At 30.3% G+C, this 20113-nt stretch carries 18 protein-coding genes; 9 read left to right on the top strand and 9 right to left on the bottom strand.

Annotation, left to right across the window (positions count from 1 at the left end):
- Positions 1 to 138 precede the first annotated feature (138 nt).
- The 8 genes from LACAL_RS05680 to hemH form a co-directional block, all read right to left on the bottom strand.
- The gene (locus LACAL_RS05680; protein ID WP_013869755.1) at positions 139 to 528 is read right to left on the bottom strand and encodes a hypothetical protein; all 390 of its coding nucleotides are present in this window, start codon (positions 526 to 528) and stop codon (positions 139 to 141) included.
- A 215-nt stretch (positions 529 to 743) separates the two neighbouring features.
- On the bottom strand, positions 744 to 2450 hold the full coding sequence (locus LACAL_RS05675) for a helix-turn-helix domain-containing protein (protein WP_041301310.1): 1707 nt from the start codon (positions 2448 to 2450) through the stop codon (positions 744 to 746).
- A 78-nt stretch (positions 2451 to 2528) separates the two neighbouring features.
- Positions 2529 to 3311 (bottom strand): enoyl-CoA hydratase/isomerase family protein, encoded by a 783-nt coding sequence (locus LACAL_RS05670; RefSeq protein ID WP_013869753.1) that lies wholly within the window; start codon positions 3309 to 3311, stop codon positions 2529 to 2531.
- Between the two features lie 54 nt (positions 3312 to 3365).
- Complete coding sequence (locus LACAL_RS05665; protein ID WP_013869752.1) at positions 3366 to 4817, bottom strand: PAS domain-containing sensor histidine kinase; 1452 nt, start codon at positions 4815 to 4817, stop codon at positions 3366 to 3368.
- Entirely contained in the window at positions 4817 to 5200 is a 384-nt protein-coding gene (locus LACAL_RS05660) for a hypothetical protein (protein WP_013869751.1), read from the bottom strand. The genes LACAL_RS05665 and LACAL_RS05660 overlap by 1 nt, the downstream gene beginning before the upstream one ends.
- Positions 5201 to 5257: 57 nt before the next feature.
- Complete coding sequence (locus LACAL_RS05655) at positions 5258 to 5806, bottom strand: CopD family protein (RefSeq protein ID WP_013869750.1); 549 nt, start codon at positions 5804 to 5806, stop codon at positions 5258 to 5260.
- Between the two features lies 1 nt (position 5807).
- Complete coding sequence (locus tag LACAL_RS05650) at positions 5808 to 7163, bottom strand: MATE family efflux transporter (protein WP_013869749.1); 1356 nt, start codon at positions 7161 to 7163, stop codon at positions 5808 to 5810.
- Positions 7164 to 7197: 34 nt separating this feature from the next.
- On the bottom strand, positions 7198 to 8226 hold the full coding sequence (gene hemH, locus LACAL_RS05645; protein ID WP_013869748.1) for a ferrochelatase: 1029 nt from the start codon (positions 8224 to 8226) through the stop codon (positions 7198 to 7200).
- A gap of 167 nt (positions 8227 to 8393) precedes the next feature.
- On the opposite strand from hemH, the gene LACAL_RS05640 reads away from it, so the two are divergent.
- Both LACAL_RS05640 and LACAL_RS05635 read left to right on the top strand, forming a co-directional pair.
- Positions 8394 to 11858 carry a TraB/GumN family protein gene (locus tag LACAL_RS05640; RefSeq protein ID WP_013869747.1) on the top strand — a complete coding sequence of 1155 codons (3465 nt, stop codon included), beginning with the start codon at positions 8394 to 8396 and terminating at the stop codon, positions 11856 to 11858.
- Positions 11859 to 12029: 171 nt separating this feature from the next.
- Positions 12030 to 12434, top strand: a complete 405-nt coding sequence (locus tag LACAL_RS05635; RefSeq protein ID WP_237701011.1) for a hypothetical protein — start codon at positions 12030 to 12032, stop codon at positions 12432 to 12434.
- Here LACAL_RS05635 and LACAL_RS05630 read toward each other — a convergent pair.
- Positions 12431 to 13330: a helix-turn-helix transcriptional regulator gene (locus LACAL_RS05630; RefSeq protein ID WP_013869745.1), complete on the bottom strand. Its 900-nt coding sequence runs from the start codon at positions 13328 to 13330 to the stop codon at positions 12431 to 12433. The genes LACAL_RS05635 and LACAL_RS05630 overlap by 4 nt on opposite strands.
- Positions 13331 to 13512: 182 nt before the next feature.
- Here LACAL_RS05630 and hemA point away from each other — a divergent pair, with 182 nt between their 5' ends.
- The 7 genes from hemA to LACAL_RS05595 all read left to right on the top strand — a co-directional run bounded on the left by hemA (position 13513) and on the right by LACAL_RS05595 (position 20113).
- Positions 13513 to 14772, top strand: a complete 1260-nt coding sequence (gene hemA, locus LACAL_RS05625) for a glutamyl-tRNA reductase (protein ID WP_041301304.1) — start codon at positions 13513 to 13515, stop codon at positions 14770 to 14772.
- Positions 14765 to 16348 carry a hydroxymethylbilane synthase gene (gene hemC / locus LACAL_RS05620; RefSeq protein WP_013869743.1) on the top strand — a complete coding sequence of 528 codons (1584 nt, stop codon included), beginning with the start codon at positions 14765 to 14767 and terminating at the stop codon, positions 16346 to 16348. The genes hemA and hemC overlap by 8 nt, the downstream gene beginning before the upstream one ends.
- A 58-nt stretch (positions 16349 to 16406) precedes the next feature.
- Positions 16407 to 17432 carry a uroporphyrinogen decarboxylase gene (gene hemE / locus LACAL_RS05615; protein WP_013869742.1) on the top strand — a complete coding sequence of 342 codons (1026 nt, stop codon included), beginning with the start codon at positions 16407 to 16409 and terminating at the stop codon, positions 17430 to 17432.
- Between the two features lie 247 nt (positions 17433 to 17679).
- Complete coding sequence (locus tag LACAL_RS05610) at positions 17680 to 18435, top strand: EI24 domain-containing protein (protein WP_013869741.1); 756 nt, start codon at positions 17680 to 17682, stop codon at positions 18433 to 18435.
- Between the two features lie 7 nt (positions 18436 to 18442).
- Complete coding sequence (locus tag LACAL_RS05605; RefSeq protein ID WP_013869740.1) at positions 18443 to 18790, top strand: 5-carboxymethyl-2-hydroxymuconate Delta-isomerase; 348 nt, start codon at positions 18443 to 18445, stop codon at positions 18788 to 18790.
- A 29-nt stretch (positions 18791 to 18819) separates the two neighbouring features.
- The gene (gene hemF, locus LACAL_RS05600; RefSeq protein ID WP_041301740.1) at positions 18820 to 19722 is read left to right on the top strand and encodes an oxygen-dependent coproporphyrinogen oxidase; all 903 of its coding nucleotides are present in this window, start codon (positions 18820 to 18822) and stop codon (positions 19720 to 19722) included.
- 1 nt (position 19723) lies between these two features.
- On the top strand, positions 19724 to 20113 hold the full coding sequence (locus LACAL_RS05595) for a YchJ family protein (protein WP_013869738.1): 390 nt from the start codon (positions 19724 to 19726) through the stop codon (positions 20111 to 20113).

The raw sequence follows: 20113 nt of genomic DNA, 5'->3' as shown, positions 1-20113 counted from the left end.
TAAGAATTTTGAAAGGGTTATCATGGTAATTTTTTTAGAAAAAAAGTTCTTGTATTAGGTATATTGATACTCCTGCAACCAAGCCTATACAAAATTTTATTAGCTTGATTTTATTTGAAGATTTTTTATAGTTAGGTATCATAAGCAGTTGTTTTTAATTGTAACTGTTTTGCGCTTATTATTGTTTACAAAGTTTAAAGTAATTAGATCTAGTAGCTCGATACCATTAATTTTTTCACGTAAAGTATTATCTATACATTTTACTTCCTGATTAAAATTATTAAAGTCACAATCTGTTAATTGGTAAGTAACGGTTTCTGCCGTAACTCCATTTTTTTTACTGTATTGTACACCTTTTAAATAAGACGTTTTCACAACCGCTTTACAGTTGCAATTATCTTTTAAAACTGTAAGAATTTCTTTTGTTATTGCCTCACTTTTTTTAACACTTTTATAAAAACCTTTAGCGACACCAACAGAAAATACTACAATAAAGATTGTAAAAAATATTGTTTTTGAATTTTTCATGTTACTGAGAATTAAATTGATTATTGTTTCTGAAATCAAATTACTCTCAATAAAAAGGGTTTTACAAGAAATGCATCCCTGATTTTAGGAAATTAGGGTGCAAGACAAATATTTAAAGTGATGATTAGCAGGTGTTTACACTGGTTAAAAAGAAAATTTAAAGAGAAGAAATAACACATACCTAAATTTATAAATTTAGGGTTAAAAGCATCTTTTTAATCTATATTTTTTATATTCTTAATATAAAATGAAGGATTTAAACCAGTATCTTTTTTAAAGTATTTTGTAAAAGAATCTGCACTTTTATAACCTAACTCTTCGGCTATTGATTGTATGGAATACGACCTAAAAAATACATCGTTTTTTAAACGCACTATGGCATAATTTATTCTTAAGTCGTTTATATATGTATTAAAGTTTTTACCGTAGTGTGCGTTAATTACTTTAGACAAATAAGAGGTGTTGGTGTTAATTTTTTTTGCAACATTATACGAGCTGCATTCTTGTTTTAAAAAATACTGTTGCGCTTCCAGCTTTTTAAGACCTTTTAAAATATTTTGCTTAGTTTCCAACGGTAAATCTGGTGTGTTTTTTTCCTCTAAATCCTTATCTTTTGTATTTATAATCTCTTCTGGTTTTTGGGCCTTTTCAATTTTATTTAAAAGTGCTTCAAACTTAATTTCGTTTTCTTTTTTTGTTTTATAAAATTTAAATAAGAAAAATAAAAGTCCTAAAACTAAAACACAGGCGACTAATGCAATATATTTAAAAACACTTTTTTGGGTATTTATTGCATTAAGTTCTTTTTTAAAATCTTTTATTTCTTGGGTTTTAATTCTGGTTGCAATCGTGTCTTTTATTTTACCGAAATCTTCATTAGCCTTTATAAACTTTTCGAAATAAATGTTAGACATCTCTATGTTTCCTGCATGTTTATAGGCTTTTGCCATTAGTTTAATATAGTCTGAAGCAAAAGCTTCTTGCCCATCTAAACTAAAAGCTTCTAAGCCTTGATTTAATACTACAACTGCCTTTTCGTATTTTTTTTGTGCTAAATATATTTTAGCATATTCTGAAGCAATAATAAAGTCATATATTGATTTTGGTGTATAACAAATAGTTTTACATTCTTCCAAAAGTTTTGTTGCCTTATCATAAGACTTTTGCTGAATACTAATTTGTGCCTTTTGCAGTTTAAACCTTATTAAAACACAGCTATCTGCTTCTTTTAAACCAAAGTTTAATGCTTTATTATTGTAAACTTGAGCAGAGTCTGTTTTTTCTGCAAAAATATATGTTCGCGTTAATAGCTCTAAGGCGGCAAGTTTTAATCTTCGTTTAGAATTAACAGCTAATGTATCTTGTTCTTGATTTGGTTTATCTAATAGATTTATAGCAAACTTTTGTTGTTTTGCAGAACTTTCAAGACTACCAGAAAAATAATTTAAATATCCTATTTGCCTTAAATTAAGATGCTCATACATTAAATTATTTTGTTCTTTTGCTATACTTAAAGACTTATAATACGTTTCTATTGCTTTACCAAATAAACCATTATAGAAAAAAGAATCTGCAAGTGAGAAGTAGGTTTTCATTAACGCCTCACTATCATTATTTGCATTTGCTAATTCTACTAATTCCTGTTCTTTTTCATTAAAAACACTATAATTTTTATTCCAGATATTTATATCAATAAATAAGGCTAAACCATTAAAATGCTCCTTTGCTTTATTTTCTTTTATTGCTTTATTTATATAATACTCACTAACTGCTATACTCGCGTTTTTATCTTTTACGTAAGCCGTATATACTAATGTTTTTAGTGCTTCGTAATTTTTACTTCGCAAGGTATCTTTAGTTTGAGATAGAGCTGTTTTGCTCACAAAAACCATAAATAACATAAAAAGTACACGTTTTTTCATTTTGCTAGTAGTAAAGTGTGAATATAAAAAAACCTCACAATAAAAGCTATTATGAGGTTTTTTTATGTGTATCAAATTTTACTTTCCTGGAAAATCTGCTTTTCTTTTTTCTAGAAAGGCAGTTGTGCCTTCTTTAAAATCTTCGGTTCCAAAACAGTTTCCAAATTCTTTAATTTCGGTTTCAAAACCATTTACTCCATCTTTATAATTAGCATTTACGGCTTTAATTGCCTTGCTAATTGCTACTGATGAGTTTCTCATTATTTTACCTGCAATTTTTTCGGCTAATGGCAATAATTCTTCTTGAGAAACAACATGATTAATTAAACCATAATCTTTTGCTGTGTTTGCATCAATCATACCTGCAGTCATTACCATTTCCATTGCGCGACCTTTTCCAACTAATTGAGGTAAACGTTGCGTACCTCCATAACCTGGTATTACACCTAAAGACACTTCTGGTAATCCCATTTTTGCATTATTACTTGCTAGTCTAAAATGCGCTGCCATTGCTAGCTCTAATCCTCCACCAAGTGCAAAACCGTTTACAGCTGCAATAACAGGTGTGCTTAAATTTTCGACAAAATCAAATAACATTTCTTGCCCTTTTGCAGCTAATTTACCACCGTTTTCTACACTAAAATTAGCAAACTCGCTAATATCTGCTCCTGCTACAAAAGCTTTTTCGCCAGTACCTGTTACTATAATAACTTTAATGTTACTATCTTGATTTGCTTGGTTAAATGCGTTATGAAGCTCTTCTATTGTTGCTTTGTTTAAAGCATTTAATTTTGAAGGCCTATTAATTGTTATTGTTGCAATACCATTTTGGTTTGAAGAAAGAATGTTCTCGTAAGTCATTTAAAAATATTTTAGTTTGTAATTACTCAACTTGCAGTAATACTGTTTATTATTTTAATTTTTTGGGAAGGTTACTGTAAATGTAGTGCCTTCGTTCTTTTGTGTTACAAAGGTAATTGTTCCTTTGTAAGTTTCCACAATATTTTTTACCATGGCTAAACCTAATCCCATACCGCTAGATTTTGTGGTAAATTTTGGTTCAAAGATTTTTAATTTATTTTCTTCAGAAATACCAATTCCGTTATCTGAAACCATAATTTTAACAATTTTTTCTTCATCTATAACGGTTACTATTATTTGCGGTGATATACCATCTGGCATTGCCTGAATGCTGTTTTTAATTAAATTGGTAACAACTCTTATTAACTGTGTTCTATCTAAAGTTGCTATAATTTCATCTTTTTCAGACTGAAATGTTATGTAATCTTCGCTAAAAATATCTAAGGCTAGATCTACAATTTTTACAACATTTAATGTTTCTTTTTTTTGCGCTGGCATTTTAGCAAAATTTGAAAAAGCTGAAGCTATAGAGCTCATGGTATCTATTTGCTGGATTAATGTGTTTGAATACTCCTCAACTTTTTGAAAAATATTCTCGTCTTTAGGATCAAACTTTCTTTGAAAACTTTGCACACTTAATCGCATTGGAGTTAATGGATTTTTAATTTCGTGTGCTACTTGTTTTGCCATTTCACGCCAAGCTTGTTCTCTTTCGCTTGTTGCCAATTTTACTGCACTTTCTTCTAACTCGTCAATCATGTTATTGTACGAGGTTACCAATGCTGTTATCTCTTCACTATTATCTGTAACGTCTATTTTAGAATTTCGCTTTTCTAATCTAGTCGCCTGCATTTTATCGCTTATGGTTTTAAGTGATTTGGTAATGTATTTAGATAAGAAAAACGCTAGAGTTACTGCTGCAAGCATTACCAATAGCGATGTATATGCTAAACGCCTTAAAAACTCATCGAGCTCTTTTGAAAGAAAATCGTCATTTTCTAGATACGGAAGGTTTAATATTGCCAAAGGCTTAAATTTCGCATCTGTAATGTAGTTATAGGACGATCTATACGTTGCATCTTCATCGTCTCTTTTTATTACCACACGATGCTCTGCTGTATTTAGTAAATTATTTAAAATCTCTGCATCTATACATTTAGTTGCTACTTCGGGTTTTAAATCACTTTTAGATGAAATTAATAAAGAACCTTCTAAATCATATAAGTTTATTTGAATATTATGAACCTCTGCTACTTCGTAAATTTTCGATTTAAAAATTAGAGGTACTTTTTCTGTTATTACTTCAAACGATGTTTGTTTAATTACATAATCAAGACTTGTAATTATTGCTTTTTCCTTTCTTATTAATCGTTCTCTATGGTAATCTTGGGTTTCTTCGTTATACTGGTAGATTACAACTACACCTATTAATATTGATGATAATAATACTAACAGAATCATGGCTATAAAAATCCTGGTTCGTAAAGACAGTTTTTTTAGTTTCATTATTTCTTGCTGTTTTTACGTTCTAGTTTTTTTTCTTTTCGAGCTACGGCTTTTAAATATTTATGGTGTGCTTTAATTGTTTGATCTGTTAGCATACCTGTTACTTCTAATTTATATCCTAAACCTTTTAATTTCTCTTGATACTTGGTTAGTTTTAATTGCCTTTTTACTAATTCTCTTTTACTTAGTAAAATAGAATCATTATGTTTTGTTTTGTTTCGTTTTATAGAGTCGCAATTAACTTTTTTCCATACATAAGGTTTATTATAGTCAAACTTTCTGCTGTAGCATTCGCCTGCTTTTGGGTTTTTAGGCAAGTTGATAGTTTGAGCAAACAGTATGGTATTAAAAAAAAAGAATGTAATTAAAAATAAAAATCGCATGTTAGAACTTTATGTTCTAAATATAGCAATAATCAAACCAAAAACAGTATCTAAAATTTATGCTTCTGGATTTTTGTTTCGAATGCGTTTATATAATTTAAAACCTAACATTAATAGCACACCTAAAACAAGAATGCCAACCACACCAAACACCCAGTTAAACGCATTTTTTAGTATTACCAAAAATACTACTGCAAACAAAATAAAGGTTGCGCCTTCATTCCATAAGCGCATAAAGTTAGAAGACTTTTTTACTATATCTTGTTGTAATTGTTTATAAAAAATATGTGTTTTTATGTGATAAATAATTAATAAAACTACAAACGCTAATTTTACATGCATCCACGATTGCTCTAACCAACTTGGTATTAAAATTAATAACCAAATTGCAAAAAAAACGGCTAATATTGCAGATGGCCAAGTGATTATTGTCCATAATCTTTTTGCCATTAATTTTAATTGTTTGCCTAAAATTTCTTTTTCTGGTGAAGGTTTGTGAAATGCTTCAATTTGATATACAAATAGTCTTGGTATATAAAACAATCCTGCAAACCAAGTAATTACAAATATTAAGTGAAGTGATTTTATGTAATTATAATATTCCATACTAAATGAGATTTTCGTGAACTAAATTAGTTTTTACTTCACGATTTAAAAAATACGCAGTAATAATTGTTGATAGCACATCTGAAATTGGGAATGCTAACCATACACCTAATTCACCATAAATTGGCATTAATATATAAAGTAAAGGAATATATATTAAACCTTGCCTAGTTAAAGTTAATAGTAATGCTGGTAAAGCTTTGCCTATAGCTTGAAAATATGCTGAGCCTATTAATTGAATAGCTACTATTGGTGTTGCCGCAAATACCAAACGCATTGCCATTGGTGTTTGTGATATAACTTCTGGGTTAAAAGTAAATAATTTAGCTATAGTTTCTGGAAAAGCCATTAATACTACAAATACCAAAAACCCTAAACCAACAGCATATTTCATAGCTGTTAATATACTTTCTTTTACACGTTGGTATTGCTTTGAGCCATAATTATAACCTGCTATTGGTAAAAAACCTTGTGTAATACCAAATACTGGAAATAAAGCAAACATTAACATTCTACCAACTATTGCATAAACAGTAACAGAGGTTTCGCCTCCTAATGTAAATAATGCGTTATTAATTAAAAGAAAACTTACACTCGCCATGGCTTGCCTTGCTAAAGTTACAGCGCCTAAACTTGATATTTCTTTTACAATAAAAAAATCTAAACCAAAATGAGATAGGTCTATTTTTAATTCTGAATGTTTTGAAAAGAAAAACCAAAGAATAAATAAAAAACACAGTAAATATGAACCTGTAGTTGCCCAAGCTGCTCCAGCCATACCCAAATCTAGTATGTAGATAAAAATATAGTCTAAAATTATATTTCCTACCGAAGGAAATAACATTGCATACATTGCAAACTTTGGTTTCCCAATGGCACGAATTACATTATTTCCCATCATGCTTAAGGCTAAAAAAGGAACACCGTAAAGTATAATATTGTAGTATATTTTAGCCGAATCGAAAATATTTCCTTTTCCTCCAAATAAAGGAATTAAATAATCTACAAAATAAAGTCCTGTCGCGACAAAACTTATGGTAAGTACTAAGGTTAAAGTAATTTGGTTTCCAAAAACCTTAAGTGCTTTTTCATGATTATTAGCACCTAATGCTCTTGAAATTATTGACGAACCACCAACACCAATAGACATACCTAAAGCTGCAATAAAAAAGGATACGGGAAGCACAACATTAATTGCCGCAATAGCAATAGAGCCAATCCATTGTCCTACAAAAATAGTATCAACAAGAATATTTAGAGACATTACTAATATCCCAATAGATGCTGGCACAGCTTGTTTTACAAGTAATTTACTAATAGACTCTTTGCCTAATGCTTCAGAATTTTTTTGTTGCATATTTTTTACACAAACCTTAATTGCTTTTTAAATATTAAGCAATTGTGTTGGTATTAGACCATTCATTAATCCATTTTGCTAATAAGGAAACCCAATTTTTATCTGTGTTTAAGCAAGGTACTGTAGTAAACTCTTTGCCTCCCATTTCATGAAAAATCTCTTCACCTTCCATGGCAATTTCTTCAAGAGTTTCTAAGCAATCACTAACAAATGCAGGTGTTGCAATTGCCATAGTTTTAATTCCTTTTTTTCCTAAACGTTCTATAGTTCTATCTGTATACGGTTGCAACCATGGATCGAAACCTAATCGAGATTGAAACGATGTTGAAAAAGTATCTGGTTCTAGGTTTAGTTTTTGGGCTACTAATCTTGTAACTTCTAAACATTGGTGTCTATAACAAAACTCATGTGCTTTACTTGGTGTTGCACAACAAGACCCATCAATTTTACAATGTGATTTTGTAATATCGCTTTTTTTAATGTGACGTTCTGGTACGCCATGATATGAGAATAGTAAATGCTCAAAATCTTTACCTTCTAGAGATTGTTTTATAGAGTTTGATAAAACATCAATATATTCTGGATTATTATAAAATGCAGGAAAAGATTCTATTTTTAAATTAGGAAAATGTGCTTGTCTTATTTCTTCGGCTAAAACCAAAATAGTCTCGGTTGTTGCCATTGCAAATTGTGGATATAAAGGTATTAAAAACACCTCATCACAACCTTTATCGCTTAACTCCTGTAGTCCTTTTTTTATAGTCATGCTTCCATAACGCATAGCTAGAGCTACTGGTAAACTAGTTTCTTCTTGTACTTTATCTTTTAATCTTTCAGACAATACAATTAAAGGCGAACCTTCATCCCACCAGATTTTCTTATAAGCCGCAGCAGATGCTTTTGGTCTAGTATTTAAAATAATTCCTTTTACTAACGCAGTTCTGGCTACTAATGGAATATCAATTACACGTTCGTCCATTAAAAATTCACCAAGATATTTTTTTACATCTTTTGGTTCTGGACTATCTGGTGATCCTAAATTTACAAGTAATGCTCCTTTCATATAGTTTTAAAAAAAAATCTTCTTTTATCCTTTATGCAAAAATACAACACAAATTAATATTATTCTTTAGTTCCTGACTTTCCATATGTTATAAAGGCGTTAAAATCGCAAAATTTTTAAAAAGTTTAGACTAAATAAATATATTTATAGTTATTTAAAAGTTTTCTATGCTAAAGTACCTTATAATATTCGCTTCTTTTTTTAGTCTTTTTAGTTTTTCGCAAGAAAAAGAACAGAGTTTATTATGGGAAATTTCCGGTAACGGTTTAAAAAAAGCCTCTTACATATATGGTACAATGCATGTGAGTAAAAAAGTAGCGTTTAGGTTAGACGATGTTTTTTTTGAAGCTTTAGAAAAAAGTGAAACTATCGCATTAGAAAGTGATCCAAGCACCTGGTTAGAGCACAATTATGAAAACACTATAATTTCTCCACAAAATTTTTATTACGCATACAGAAAAGGATTTTACACATCACTATTTAATTTTGAAGCGCCAGAAGAGCTTTTAATTAGAAGCGCTATACGGTCTGACAACCGAATGATTAATGGCTATTTATACCGAAAAAATTTAAATACCGATAATTTTGAAGAAGAAACCTACCTCGATATGTTTATTTATCAAGCTGGTAAGAAAAAAAACAAACCAATTATAAGCTTAGAAGACTTAGATGAAGCACAGTTTTTAACCTCTAAGGCTAGTAGCAACGCTTATAAAAAAAAACCAGATCCTTGGTTAGCAGAAATTTACGAAAAAGAAAGTCCGTATTTACTCCAAGAAAACACCTACAGAGAACGTAATTTAGCGTTATTAGATTCTATTAGCGAAGCATCTAACACTAATTTTTTTAGAGAAAATATGCTTTTTATCCGTAATGAAAATATGGTGAAAGTGCTGGACTCTGTAATGCAAAACAAATCTGTATTTTCTGGTGTTGGCGCAGCACACTTACCTGGTGAAAAAGGGATGTTAAATCTGCTTAAAAAAAAGGGATATAAAATTAAAGCACTAACCTCAAGCCAAAGTAAAAAAGCACAAACTGCAAAACAAAAAATTGAAGATTTTATAGCTACTCCACAACTTAAAAAAGTAAGCACCCAAGATGGATTTATAACACTAAAAAGCTTTACTAACTTAAAAACTTTTTTCTATAACAACTATAAGTTTACTGTATCGCCAGATATGACAAATGGTGCTTATTTAACCATAAGTAGATTTAATATTTTTGATTATTTACCAAATGACGAAAAAAATATTACAATAAACAGCATAGACAATTTCCTGTTTGAAGACATTCCAGGAGACATTGTAAGTAAAGAAAAAATTAAAAGTCCTTATCCTGGGTTAAGCGTTTTAAACAAAACAAAAAAAGGCGACTACCAAAAGTATCATATTTACAAAACACCATTAGAGGTTATCATTATTAAGTTTGGTGGACCAAAAAATTATGTTTTAAATTTTGAAAAAGAGATTTTTAATTCTATTCGTTTTAAAAAACCAACAACATCAATAGAGACTTTTAATTCGCCATACAATAAATACGAAGTTAACTTTCCTGAATATAGAATAACAGACAACCTAATTAATAGCGGCAACAAACTTATTCAAGGCACTACAGGAACAGACTTTTACTTTTTAAAAGAAGCTGTAAATCAAGATATTAATTACATTGAAGAAGATGCTTTTGAAGCAAAATATAGTATTGAAAATTTATTTAAAGAACTTGAAATAGATGACACTATGGAAGGTTATTTTGATAATGACAACTATAAAAGTTATGTTGCATCTGCAAGAAAAGATGCTTCATCTAAAACCAAAATACATTTAAAAAGTATAGTAAAAGATGGTAGTTATTTTCTATTAGGTTATGCTGGTTTAAATAAAAACAAAGCAAAGACTTTTTTTAATTCTTTTAAACTGAAAGAAATAAATTATAAAAACTTTGAAACAACAGTAGATACAGCGTTGCATTTTAAGGTAAGAACTAATGTAAAACCTATTGTAACCAATAACAGAGCGTATTCTATAAAAAATAAAAAACCTTACGAGTCACAAACAAAAACTACTGCATATTTTTCTAAAGCAAACGAACGTGTTTTTGTTAGCCGAACAAAATTTCACGATTTACAAATGTTTGAAAACATAGACAGTTTATGGCATGAAATAGAAAATTATAGAAAAGAAAGCCAAAACCACACCAAACCTTTTACAATAACAAATAGAAAAAAGAAACATAATAATGACGTTTACACCTATACTTTTACCCAAAAAGATTCACTAAGTACTAAAGCTATTTTAGTAAAAAACATTTTAAAAAAAGGAACTTTATTTCAGCTTAAAACCTTAGTCGATACCATTGCTAAACCATCAACTTTTGTTACACAATTTTACAATACATTTACTCCTTTAGACACCTTATTAGGCAAACCTGTATTAACAGATAAAACAGATATTTTCTTTTCTGCTTTACAAGCTAATGATAGTATTGTAATGAGCAATCGAGATCTAATAAAATTTAACAATAGCCACGTTAATAAACTTATTAGTATCATTAAAAATTTCGATTTCCCTGAAAACAAAAAATTTGTAAAATTAGATTTAATTAGAGACTTAATAGCATTAGATAACCCTAAAACCATTCCGTTTTTAAAATCTTTATATCAAGAATCTTATTCAAATCCAGAAGTTCAAACAACAATTTTAAAAGGTTTACTAAATAAAAAAACAAAGCAAACGTATCAAGACTTTTTAAAGTTATTAAATATAGATTTACCTCTAGAAAAATATGCTATAAAATCTCTATTCCTAAACTATAGAGACTCACTAAAACTTAAAAAAACACTATTTCCAGAGCTATTAGAATATATAACTGTTCCAGAATACAAAGAACCTATTTACGCACTTTTAGCAAAGCTAAAAGACAGCGGTTTGGTAAAGCCAAAACTTTATAAAAAATACAAGAAAGTTATTATAAACGATGGAAAAACCGAAATAAAACGCAGCTTAAGTGAAACCTCTGGGTATGCTTCTAGAAAAAGTAAACTATACAACTATGTTAAACTCATATTCCCATTTAGAAAAGAAAAAATGGCACAAAACTTTTTTAATAAATTATTAAATAGTGATAATGCCCGAGCTTTAACCACTTACTATGTTTTACTTGAAAAAAATAATGAGCCAATACCAAAAAGTTTGAAAAATAAAACGCTAAACGATTACAAAAATCAAGCACAGTTAATTACAAAATTGTATTATAATAATTTAAAAAAGCAATATTCAAATAAAGTAATTTCACAGCAGCAATTTGCAAAATCATATTTATTCTCTAATGTAGAAATTGAAAAAGGAAGAGACTCTATCGCTTTTTTAGAAACCATTCCATTTGTAACCGATAATGGAAAAAAAGGAAAAATGTATTTTTATATTCTAAATCGTAAAAATGATTATGGAGACTCAAGAAAATTATATTATGTCGCTTTTTTAAATCCAAAAAATCCAAACGATATACAAACTAAAGCGTATTACGAATCTGGTTATACCGGTAATTTTATAAGAGAGCAAGAAGATGAATTAATAAAAGAAGCTTTAGAATTAGCAAAACACAAAACTAGAAAACGAATAAATAGAAAATAACTGAAACCATTTAAAACATATTTAAAAGGCAAATCGGTTTTTATTGTCTCGCTAATTGTAATACTTATTACAATTATTTCTGTTTATATTAATGGAGAGCATCACGCACGCACTGTTACTGCCAATTTCTATTATTCATTAACAATTATTGGCTGCGCATTATTTCTTTTTATGGCATATGGGCTATACTATGGCATAAAGTTAATAGACAATTTTCCTGATTTCAAAAATTTTAAAATAGGTCGTTATATAAATTCATCTGGCGAAGCTCCAAATGTACCTTTTATAGATGCTAGTGATGGTATTGGTGGCTTAGTAATATCTATAATTGCCTGGATAGGCATGACAATACTAGCTTTTGTTTTTTTAATACTACTAGAGTTTGCCTTTTGGCTTTCAATATTTATAATTATTATGCTTTTATATTGGCTATTTTTTAGAGCATTAAAATTAGTTTTTAGTAAGGCGCCAAAAACAAAAGGGAATATAGGTTTATCGCTTTCTTACGCTTTAGCTTACACAAGCTTATATTTAGGCTGGTTGTTTTTAACTGTGTATTTCGCACAAAAATTTTAACCTACAGATTGCACATATTTTTTAGGTGTTGTACCGTATTTCTTTTTAAAAGCCGCTATAAAGTGGCTAGAAGTACTATAACCTACTTTTAATCCAACCTCATTAACGTTATGCTCACCAGATTCTAAAAGTTTTCGGGCAACCTCAAGCTTGTAATCAAGCAAAAAACTAAAAACACTATCACCATAAATTTGTTTAAAGCCTTCTTTTAATTTTTTAAGAGTCAAGCCAATTTCATCTGCTAATTCTTGTAAACTTGGTGGCTCTGCCATTCTAGAGATTACAATATCTTTAGCTTTTCTAATTTTTAAAACATTAGTCTCATCAACCAAAAAAGGACATTGCTCTATATCTGCATCTTCACTTCTATTAAAATACAAACTTAACACCTCATAAGCTTTAGCCTTAAAATAAATATTTTTAATAGAAGCATTTAAGTTATAATTCACCAATTGGTTTAAAGCGATAGCCATAGACGGCGAAATATTACCGTCTTTGTAGTATTTTTTATCCTTATTATCTTCACTTAAAAAAGTAATATAATCTGCTTCTTGAGAAAATAAACCATGAAATTTTTTAATAGAAATTAAAACCGAAACTAACCATGTATTAGGCTGTACTTCTAAATGCAATGGCAAATCTCTTTGCGGGTTGTAAAGTAGCAAAGAAGTTTCAGAAGCTACATTTAATTTATAATTACCATTATTAAATAAAAATAAGCTCTCACCTTTTAAGCAAAAATGGAATTGAATAAAACTGCTATCAATTTCGCGCTCTATAAGCTTAACTTCCTGTGTATCATTTTGGTGAGTTAAAATAAAAACACCATCGTCTGCACGTGTTTCTATAAAAAAACCTTTAGCGATACTTTTTTCAATTTTGTTTTCTAAATTCATGATTTTACTATTTAGATTTGTTCTAAATTAAAAATTAAAAACAACTGTAAAGTATAACAAAAATAGTACTTTTAAGCAATTTAGTCAAAAAACCACGCTAAAAAACCCGAATCGATATTAATTGTTCTTACAGCGTTACTTTTTACATAAAACACAACTTACTTTTGTTGCGTACTATTTTTATGAAACAATATAACATTTCAAAAGGCTCTACTTTCTACGCTATTGGCTTAAGCTACAAAAAAGCCGATGCCGAAATTCGTGGTCATTTTAGTTTAAGTGAAGAAGCAAAATTAAATTTGCTAAATCAAGCTAATACTAATGGTATAGAAAGCCTAATCGTAACATCTACATGTAACAGAACCGAGATTTTTGGTTTTGCCGAACATCCTTTTCAACTTATTAAACTTCTTTGCGACAATACAAAAGGTACGGTAGAAGAGTTTCAAAAAGTTGCATATGTATATAAAAACAACGATGCTATTTCACATATGTTTCGTGTTGGCTCTGGATTAGACAGCCAGATTTTAGGTGATTTCGAAATTATTAGCCAATTAAAAACAGCCGCAAGAATTTCAAAAAAACACAATTTATTAAATCACTTTATAGAGCGTTTAATAAATGCCGTTATTCAAGCAAGCAAGCGTATTAAAAATGAAACCGATATTTCAACAGGTGCTACATCTGTGTCTTTTGCATCGGTTCAATATATAATGAAACACGTAGAAAACGTTTCAAACAAAAATATTTTACTTTTTGGAACAGGAAAAATAGGAAGAAACACTTGCGAAAACCTAGTAAAGCATACCAAAAACGAACATATTACTTTAATTAATAGAACTAAAGATAAAGCTGAAGCTATTGCAGGAAAATTTAATTTAATTGTAAAAGAATACGCTAATCTTCAAGAAGAAATTAATGCTTCAGATATTTTAATTGTTGCAACAGGTGCTCAAAACCCAACAATAGACAAACACATTATTCAGTCTAAAAAAGACTTGTTAATTCTAGATTTATCAATTCCTAAAAACGTAAATAATAACGTTCAAGAATTAGATAATGTTAAGCTTATTCATTTAGACGATTTATCTCAAATCACAGATGAAACTTTAGAAAACAGAAAACAACATATTCCTCTGGCCGAAACTATAATTGAAGAAGTAAAAGCCGAATTTAATAGCTGGTTAGAAACAAGAAAGTTTGCACCAACAATAAAGGCTTTAAAAAGTAAATTACAAGATTTTAAAAATGCCGAGTTAGACACACAGCGAAAAAAAGTTGCTAATTTTAACGAGGAACAAGCCGAGCTTATTACCAATAAACTCATTCAAAAAATAACTAACCACTTTGCTCACCATTTAAAAGACGAAGCGGTTTCTACAAACGATAGCCTGGAACTTATTCAAAAAGTTTTTCAGTTAGAACCAGTAAAAAATGTCTAAAACTATAAGAATTGGTACTCGTGATAGCGAGTTAGCACTCTACCAAGCCAATGCCGTAAAATCACAATTAGAACACTTAGGACACAAAACTGTTCTTGTTCCTGTAAAATCTACAGGAGATATTGTTTTAGACAAACCACTTTACGAGCTTGGTATTACAGGAATATTTACTCGAACATTAGATATCGCGATGCTTAATGGTGATATTGATATTGCCGTACACTCTTTAAAAGATGTACCAACACTTTTACCAAAAGGTATTGTACAAGCAGCAGTTTTAAAGCGCGGTAATGTTCGTGACACATTAGTTTACAAAACTACCGAAGAATTTCTAGGAGCACGAGAAGCTGTAATTGCAACAAGTAGTTTACGTAGAAAAGCACAATGGTTAAACCGTTATCCAACACACACCATAGAAGATATTCGTGGTAATGTAAACACACGATTAGAAAAACTAAAAAACACTAGCCGTTTTAATGCTGCTATTTTTGCAGCAGCAGGTATTGGCCGTTTAGGTTTACGTCCAGAAACAGCAGTTAATTTAGAATGGATGATTCCGGCACCAGCACAAGGTGCAATTATGGTTACCGCTTTAGAAGAAGACGAAGAAACAAGAGCTATTTTAGCCGAAATAAACCACGAAGAAACTCAAATTTGTACACAAATTGAACGTGAGTTTTTAAATAAATTAGAAGGTGGATGTACTGCTCCAATTGGTGCATTATGCTATATAAAAGACGAAGAAGTTAATTTTGAAGGTGTTTTATTAAGCCCAAACGGAACAAAAAAAATAACCGTACAACGTGTAAAAAAATTAGGAGAACATACAGATATCGCCACTTGGTGCGCAGATTATGTAATAGACAAAGGTGGAAAACACCTAATGGATAGTATAAAGGAGTCTACTAAAATCACTAATGTTTACTCTACAAAATCGCTAACAGAAGATCAACGTTTATTATTTCACGAAAAAGTAGTTGCACAAAGTAGCGACTTTATTAAAATAAGTCTTAACCGTATTGCACCAAGACTACTAAAAAATGAAATTGAAAACGTTGTTATTACAAGTAAAAATGCTGTAGAAGCATTACTAACAAACTTCTCTGCAATAGAATTACAATTTAAAAACATTTATTGTGTAGGGCGCAGAACAAAACGTTTAGTAGAAAACCGCATAGGTAAAGTAAAACATAGCGAAAAAAACGCGAAAAAATTAGCAGAACATCTTGTAGAATATATGGATGGTAATCAAGTAACTTATTTTTGTAGTGACTTAAGGCTAGACGACCTACCTACCATTTTAGAAGAAAACAATATAAACGTAAAACAAATTGAAGCTTACCAAACAAAATTTGATAGCTTAGAAATACCAAACACTGTTGAAGGAGTTATGTTTTACAGCCCATCAACCGTTAAAAGTTTTAAACAAGAAAATACTGTAACAAATACCATGATTGCTTTTTGTATAGGCGAAACTACTGCAAAAGAAGCAAGACATTACTTTAACGATGTAAGAGTTGCAAAAGTACCAACAGTAGAAAGTGTTATAGAATTAGTGAATAAACACTATGTATAATTTCTTTTAAAAAAAAGGAATTTTAAATTAAAACATTACCGTTTTCACGGCAAAAATTATGATTAAAAACGATTTATTTTTAAGAGCTTTAAAAGGAGAAACAGTAGAGCGTCCACCAGTTTGGATGATGCGTCAAGCAGGTCGCTATCTTCCAGAATTTATGGAGATTAAAGCTAAATACGATTTCTTTACACGTTGCCAAACACCAGAATTAGCAAGTGAAATTACCGTACAACCAATACGTCGTTACGGTATGGATGCTGCCATACTATTTTGCGATATTTTAGTAATACCACAAGCAATGAATATCGAAGTGCAAATGAAACCTAATTTTGGTCCTTATTTACCAAACCCAATTCGCACTCAAAAAGACGTAGATAATGTAATAGTACCAGACGTAAAAGAAAGCTTAAGCTACGTTTACGATGCAATAAAAATGACTAAAGAAAAACTAAATAACGACATTCCGTTAATTGGTTTTGCAGGTTCACCATGGACCATTTTATGTTATTGCGTGCAAGGTCAAGGCAGTAAAAACTTTGATAAAGCCAAAGAGTTTTGTTTTAAAAATCCAGTAGCAGCACACCAATTATTACAAAAAATTACAGATACAACTATTGCTTATTTAAAAGAAAAAGTAAAAGCAGGTGTTAATGCCGTACAAGTATTCGATTCTTGGGGCGGCATGTTATCACCAGTAGATTATCAAGAATTCTCTTGGAAATATATACAACAAATAATAGATGCATTAAAAGACGAAACACCAGTAATTGCCTTTGGTAAAGGCTGTTGGTTCGCACTTGGCGAAATGGCAAAATCTGGAGCTTCGGCATTAGGTGTAGACTGGACTTGCTCTGCAAGAAACGCACGTTATTTAACAGGCGGAAACATTACATTACAAGGTAATTTTGACCCAACACGATTATTTTCACCACCAGCAGAAATTAAAAAAATGGTTCACCAAATGATTAATGATTTTGGTAAAGACAAATACATAGTAAATCTTGGTCATGGTATTTTACCAAACATTCCGTTAGAAAATGCCAAAGCCTTTATAGACGCTGTAAAAGAATACAAAGCGTAAAATATTTTGGGCGTAACCTACTTTTTTATCTAACAATAAGTACAATATTTCAACTTATAGTTATAAAAAAGTAGGTCGCGTCTTCCGCTATATCTTTTTTACTAAATAAACGTCACAAGCTTCGTTTATTTAATAAAAAAGGATACCGCTGCAACCGCTTACGCAAACTAACATATAGATTCAAATAAAAAACAGTATTATAAAATAATAAACAGTTTAAAAAAGAATTCTAATATCGTAGAAAACTATGATAAAAAATATACTAAAAGGAATAAAAGCCTATACAGGAACTTTCGCATTAATTTCCAAATTAAACCTTTGGAAATACTTTTTAGTACCAATCATAATAAGTATTATAACAGCAACTGTAGTTGCACTTTCAGCCTATAAACTATCAGATAATATTGGCAGATTTATAGCCAAAATTTGGCCTTGGGAAAAAGGCATAGAAACCTTTACAACCATATCAAGTTTTATTGGTGGTGCCGTAATAATACTATTAGGCTTTATACTTTACAAGCATATAGTAATGGCTTTATCTGCACCATTTATGAGTCCAGTGTCCGAAAAAATTGAAACACACCTTACAGGCAAACATAAACACGAACATAGAATAACATCTTTTAAAGAGCAACTTTGGCGAGGAATTAGAATAAACATAAGAAACCTTTTTAAAGAAATTTTATTCACCATCCCATTAATTCTTTTAGGATTTATACCAATAATTGGATTTCTATCAACAATACTTATTTTCTTAGTACAAGCCTATTATGCAGGTTTTGGTAATATAGATTATACACTAGAACGCCATTTTAAATACAAAGAAAGTATTGCTTTTGTAAATAAAAATCGCGGTATTGCCATTGGTAACGGCATTGTATTTATGTTATTTTTATTAATTCCAGTAATTGGAATTATAATAGTATTACCACTTTCGGTCACTGCCGCTACCACAAAAACAGTAGAACTTTTAAAAATAGAAAACCAAAAACTAAAAGTGTAAACATATTATGCCACATTTTGTAATAGACTGCTCAGAAAATATACTAAACTTAAGCACTCCAGAAAACACACTTTTAAAAGTTCATAATGCAGCTGTTGCCTCTGGTTTGTTTAACGAGGCAGATATTAAAGTACGTCTAAACCCTTTTAAAGAAAACTACATTGTTGGCGGCAAAAAGCAACCTTTTATTCATGTTTTTGCAAATATAATGCAAGGTAGAACTACAGAACAAAAAGCAAAACTCTCAAAAAATATTGTTTCGGTTTTAAAAGAGCTGTTCCCAAACATAACCTTTATAGCAATAAATATTCGAGATTTTGAAAAAGCAACTTATTGCAACAAATCAATGGTTTAAAATCTATGGAAAAAACATTTAACACAACTATAAAAGACAAGTTCTTTAATTACATACACGAACTACAAGACACAATTACAGCTGCTTTTGAAGCTATTGATGGCAAAGCTAAATTTCAAGAAGACATCTGGAAACGTCCTGAAGGCGGCGGCGGAAGAACACGTGTAATTGAAAACGGAAATGTTATAGAAAAAGGTGGTGTAAATATCTCTGGAGTACATGGTAAACTACCAGACTCTATGCAAAATTATTTTGGAGTAGAAGACGCCGATTTTTTTGCCTGCGGACTAAGTTTAGTTATCCACCCAAAAAACCCAATGGTACCAACTGTACATGCAAATTGGCGTTATTTTGAAATGTATGATAAAACTGGAAACATTGTAGACCAATGGTTTGGCGGCGGTCAAGACCTAACACCGTATTACTTGTTTGATGAAGATGCTACACATTTTCACCAAACCTGTAAAACAGCTTGCGATAAACATAATTCAGAATTTTATCCAAAGTACAAAGCGCGTTGCGATGAGTATTTTTACAATACACATAGAAATGAAGGTCGTGGTGTTGGTGGTTTGTTTTTCGATTATTGCAAAGCATCAAACGAAATGACTATGCAAAATTGGTACGATTTTGTAACAGAAGTTGGCGATAGTTTTGTCTCGGCCTATCTTCCTATTATAGAAAAAAGAAAAGATTTAGAATATACTAAAGCACAACGCGATTGGCAAGAAATACGTCGTGGTCGTTATGTCGAATTTAATTTGGTACACGATAAAGGCACGCTTTTCGGTTTAAAAACAAACGGAAGAATAGAAAGTATTTTAATGAGTTTACCACCGCATGTACAATGGGTTTACGATCATAATCCAGAACCTGGTAGTGACGAAGAAAAACTCATTAACGTATTAAAAAACCCAATAAATTGGGTATAAAATGAATTGCTACTGCGGAAACAATAAAACCTATAAAACATGCTGCGAAGTTTTTCATTTAAACAATGGAAAAACAGAAACAGCAGAGCAGTTAATGCGTTCTCGTTATAGTGCTTTTGTCTTGGCAGATGGTAATTATTTAATGCAAACGCATCATGCATCTACCCGACCAATTTCAGAAAAGAAAGCCATTGTAAAGTGGGCAAAATCTGTAGAATGGATTAAATTAGAAGTTTTAGAATCTAATAAAGGTTTAAAAAATAATACCGAAGGTACAGTTACCTTTAATGCTTATTTTTTTGAAAACGGAAAAGTAGATGTCATCCATGAAAAATCTGCTTTTATAAAAGAAAACAACACTTGGTACTACTTAGGTTATGCCAAAAATTAA

It is taken from the genome of Lacinutrix sp. 5H-3-7-4 (assembly GCF_000211855.2).
Taxonomy (GTDB): Bacteria; Bacteroidota; Bacteroidia; order Flavobacteriales; family Flavobacteriaceae; genus Lacinutrix.
The sequence above is the reverse complement of the archived record's forward strand: the minus strand, read 5'-3'. Positions and strand labels throughout refer to the sequence as shown.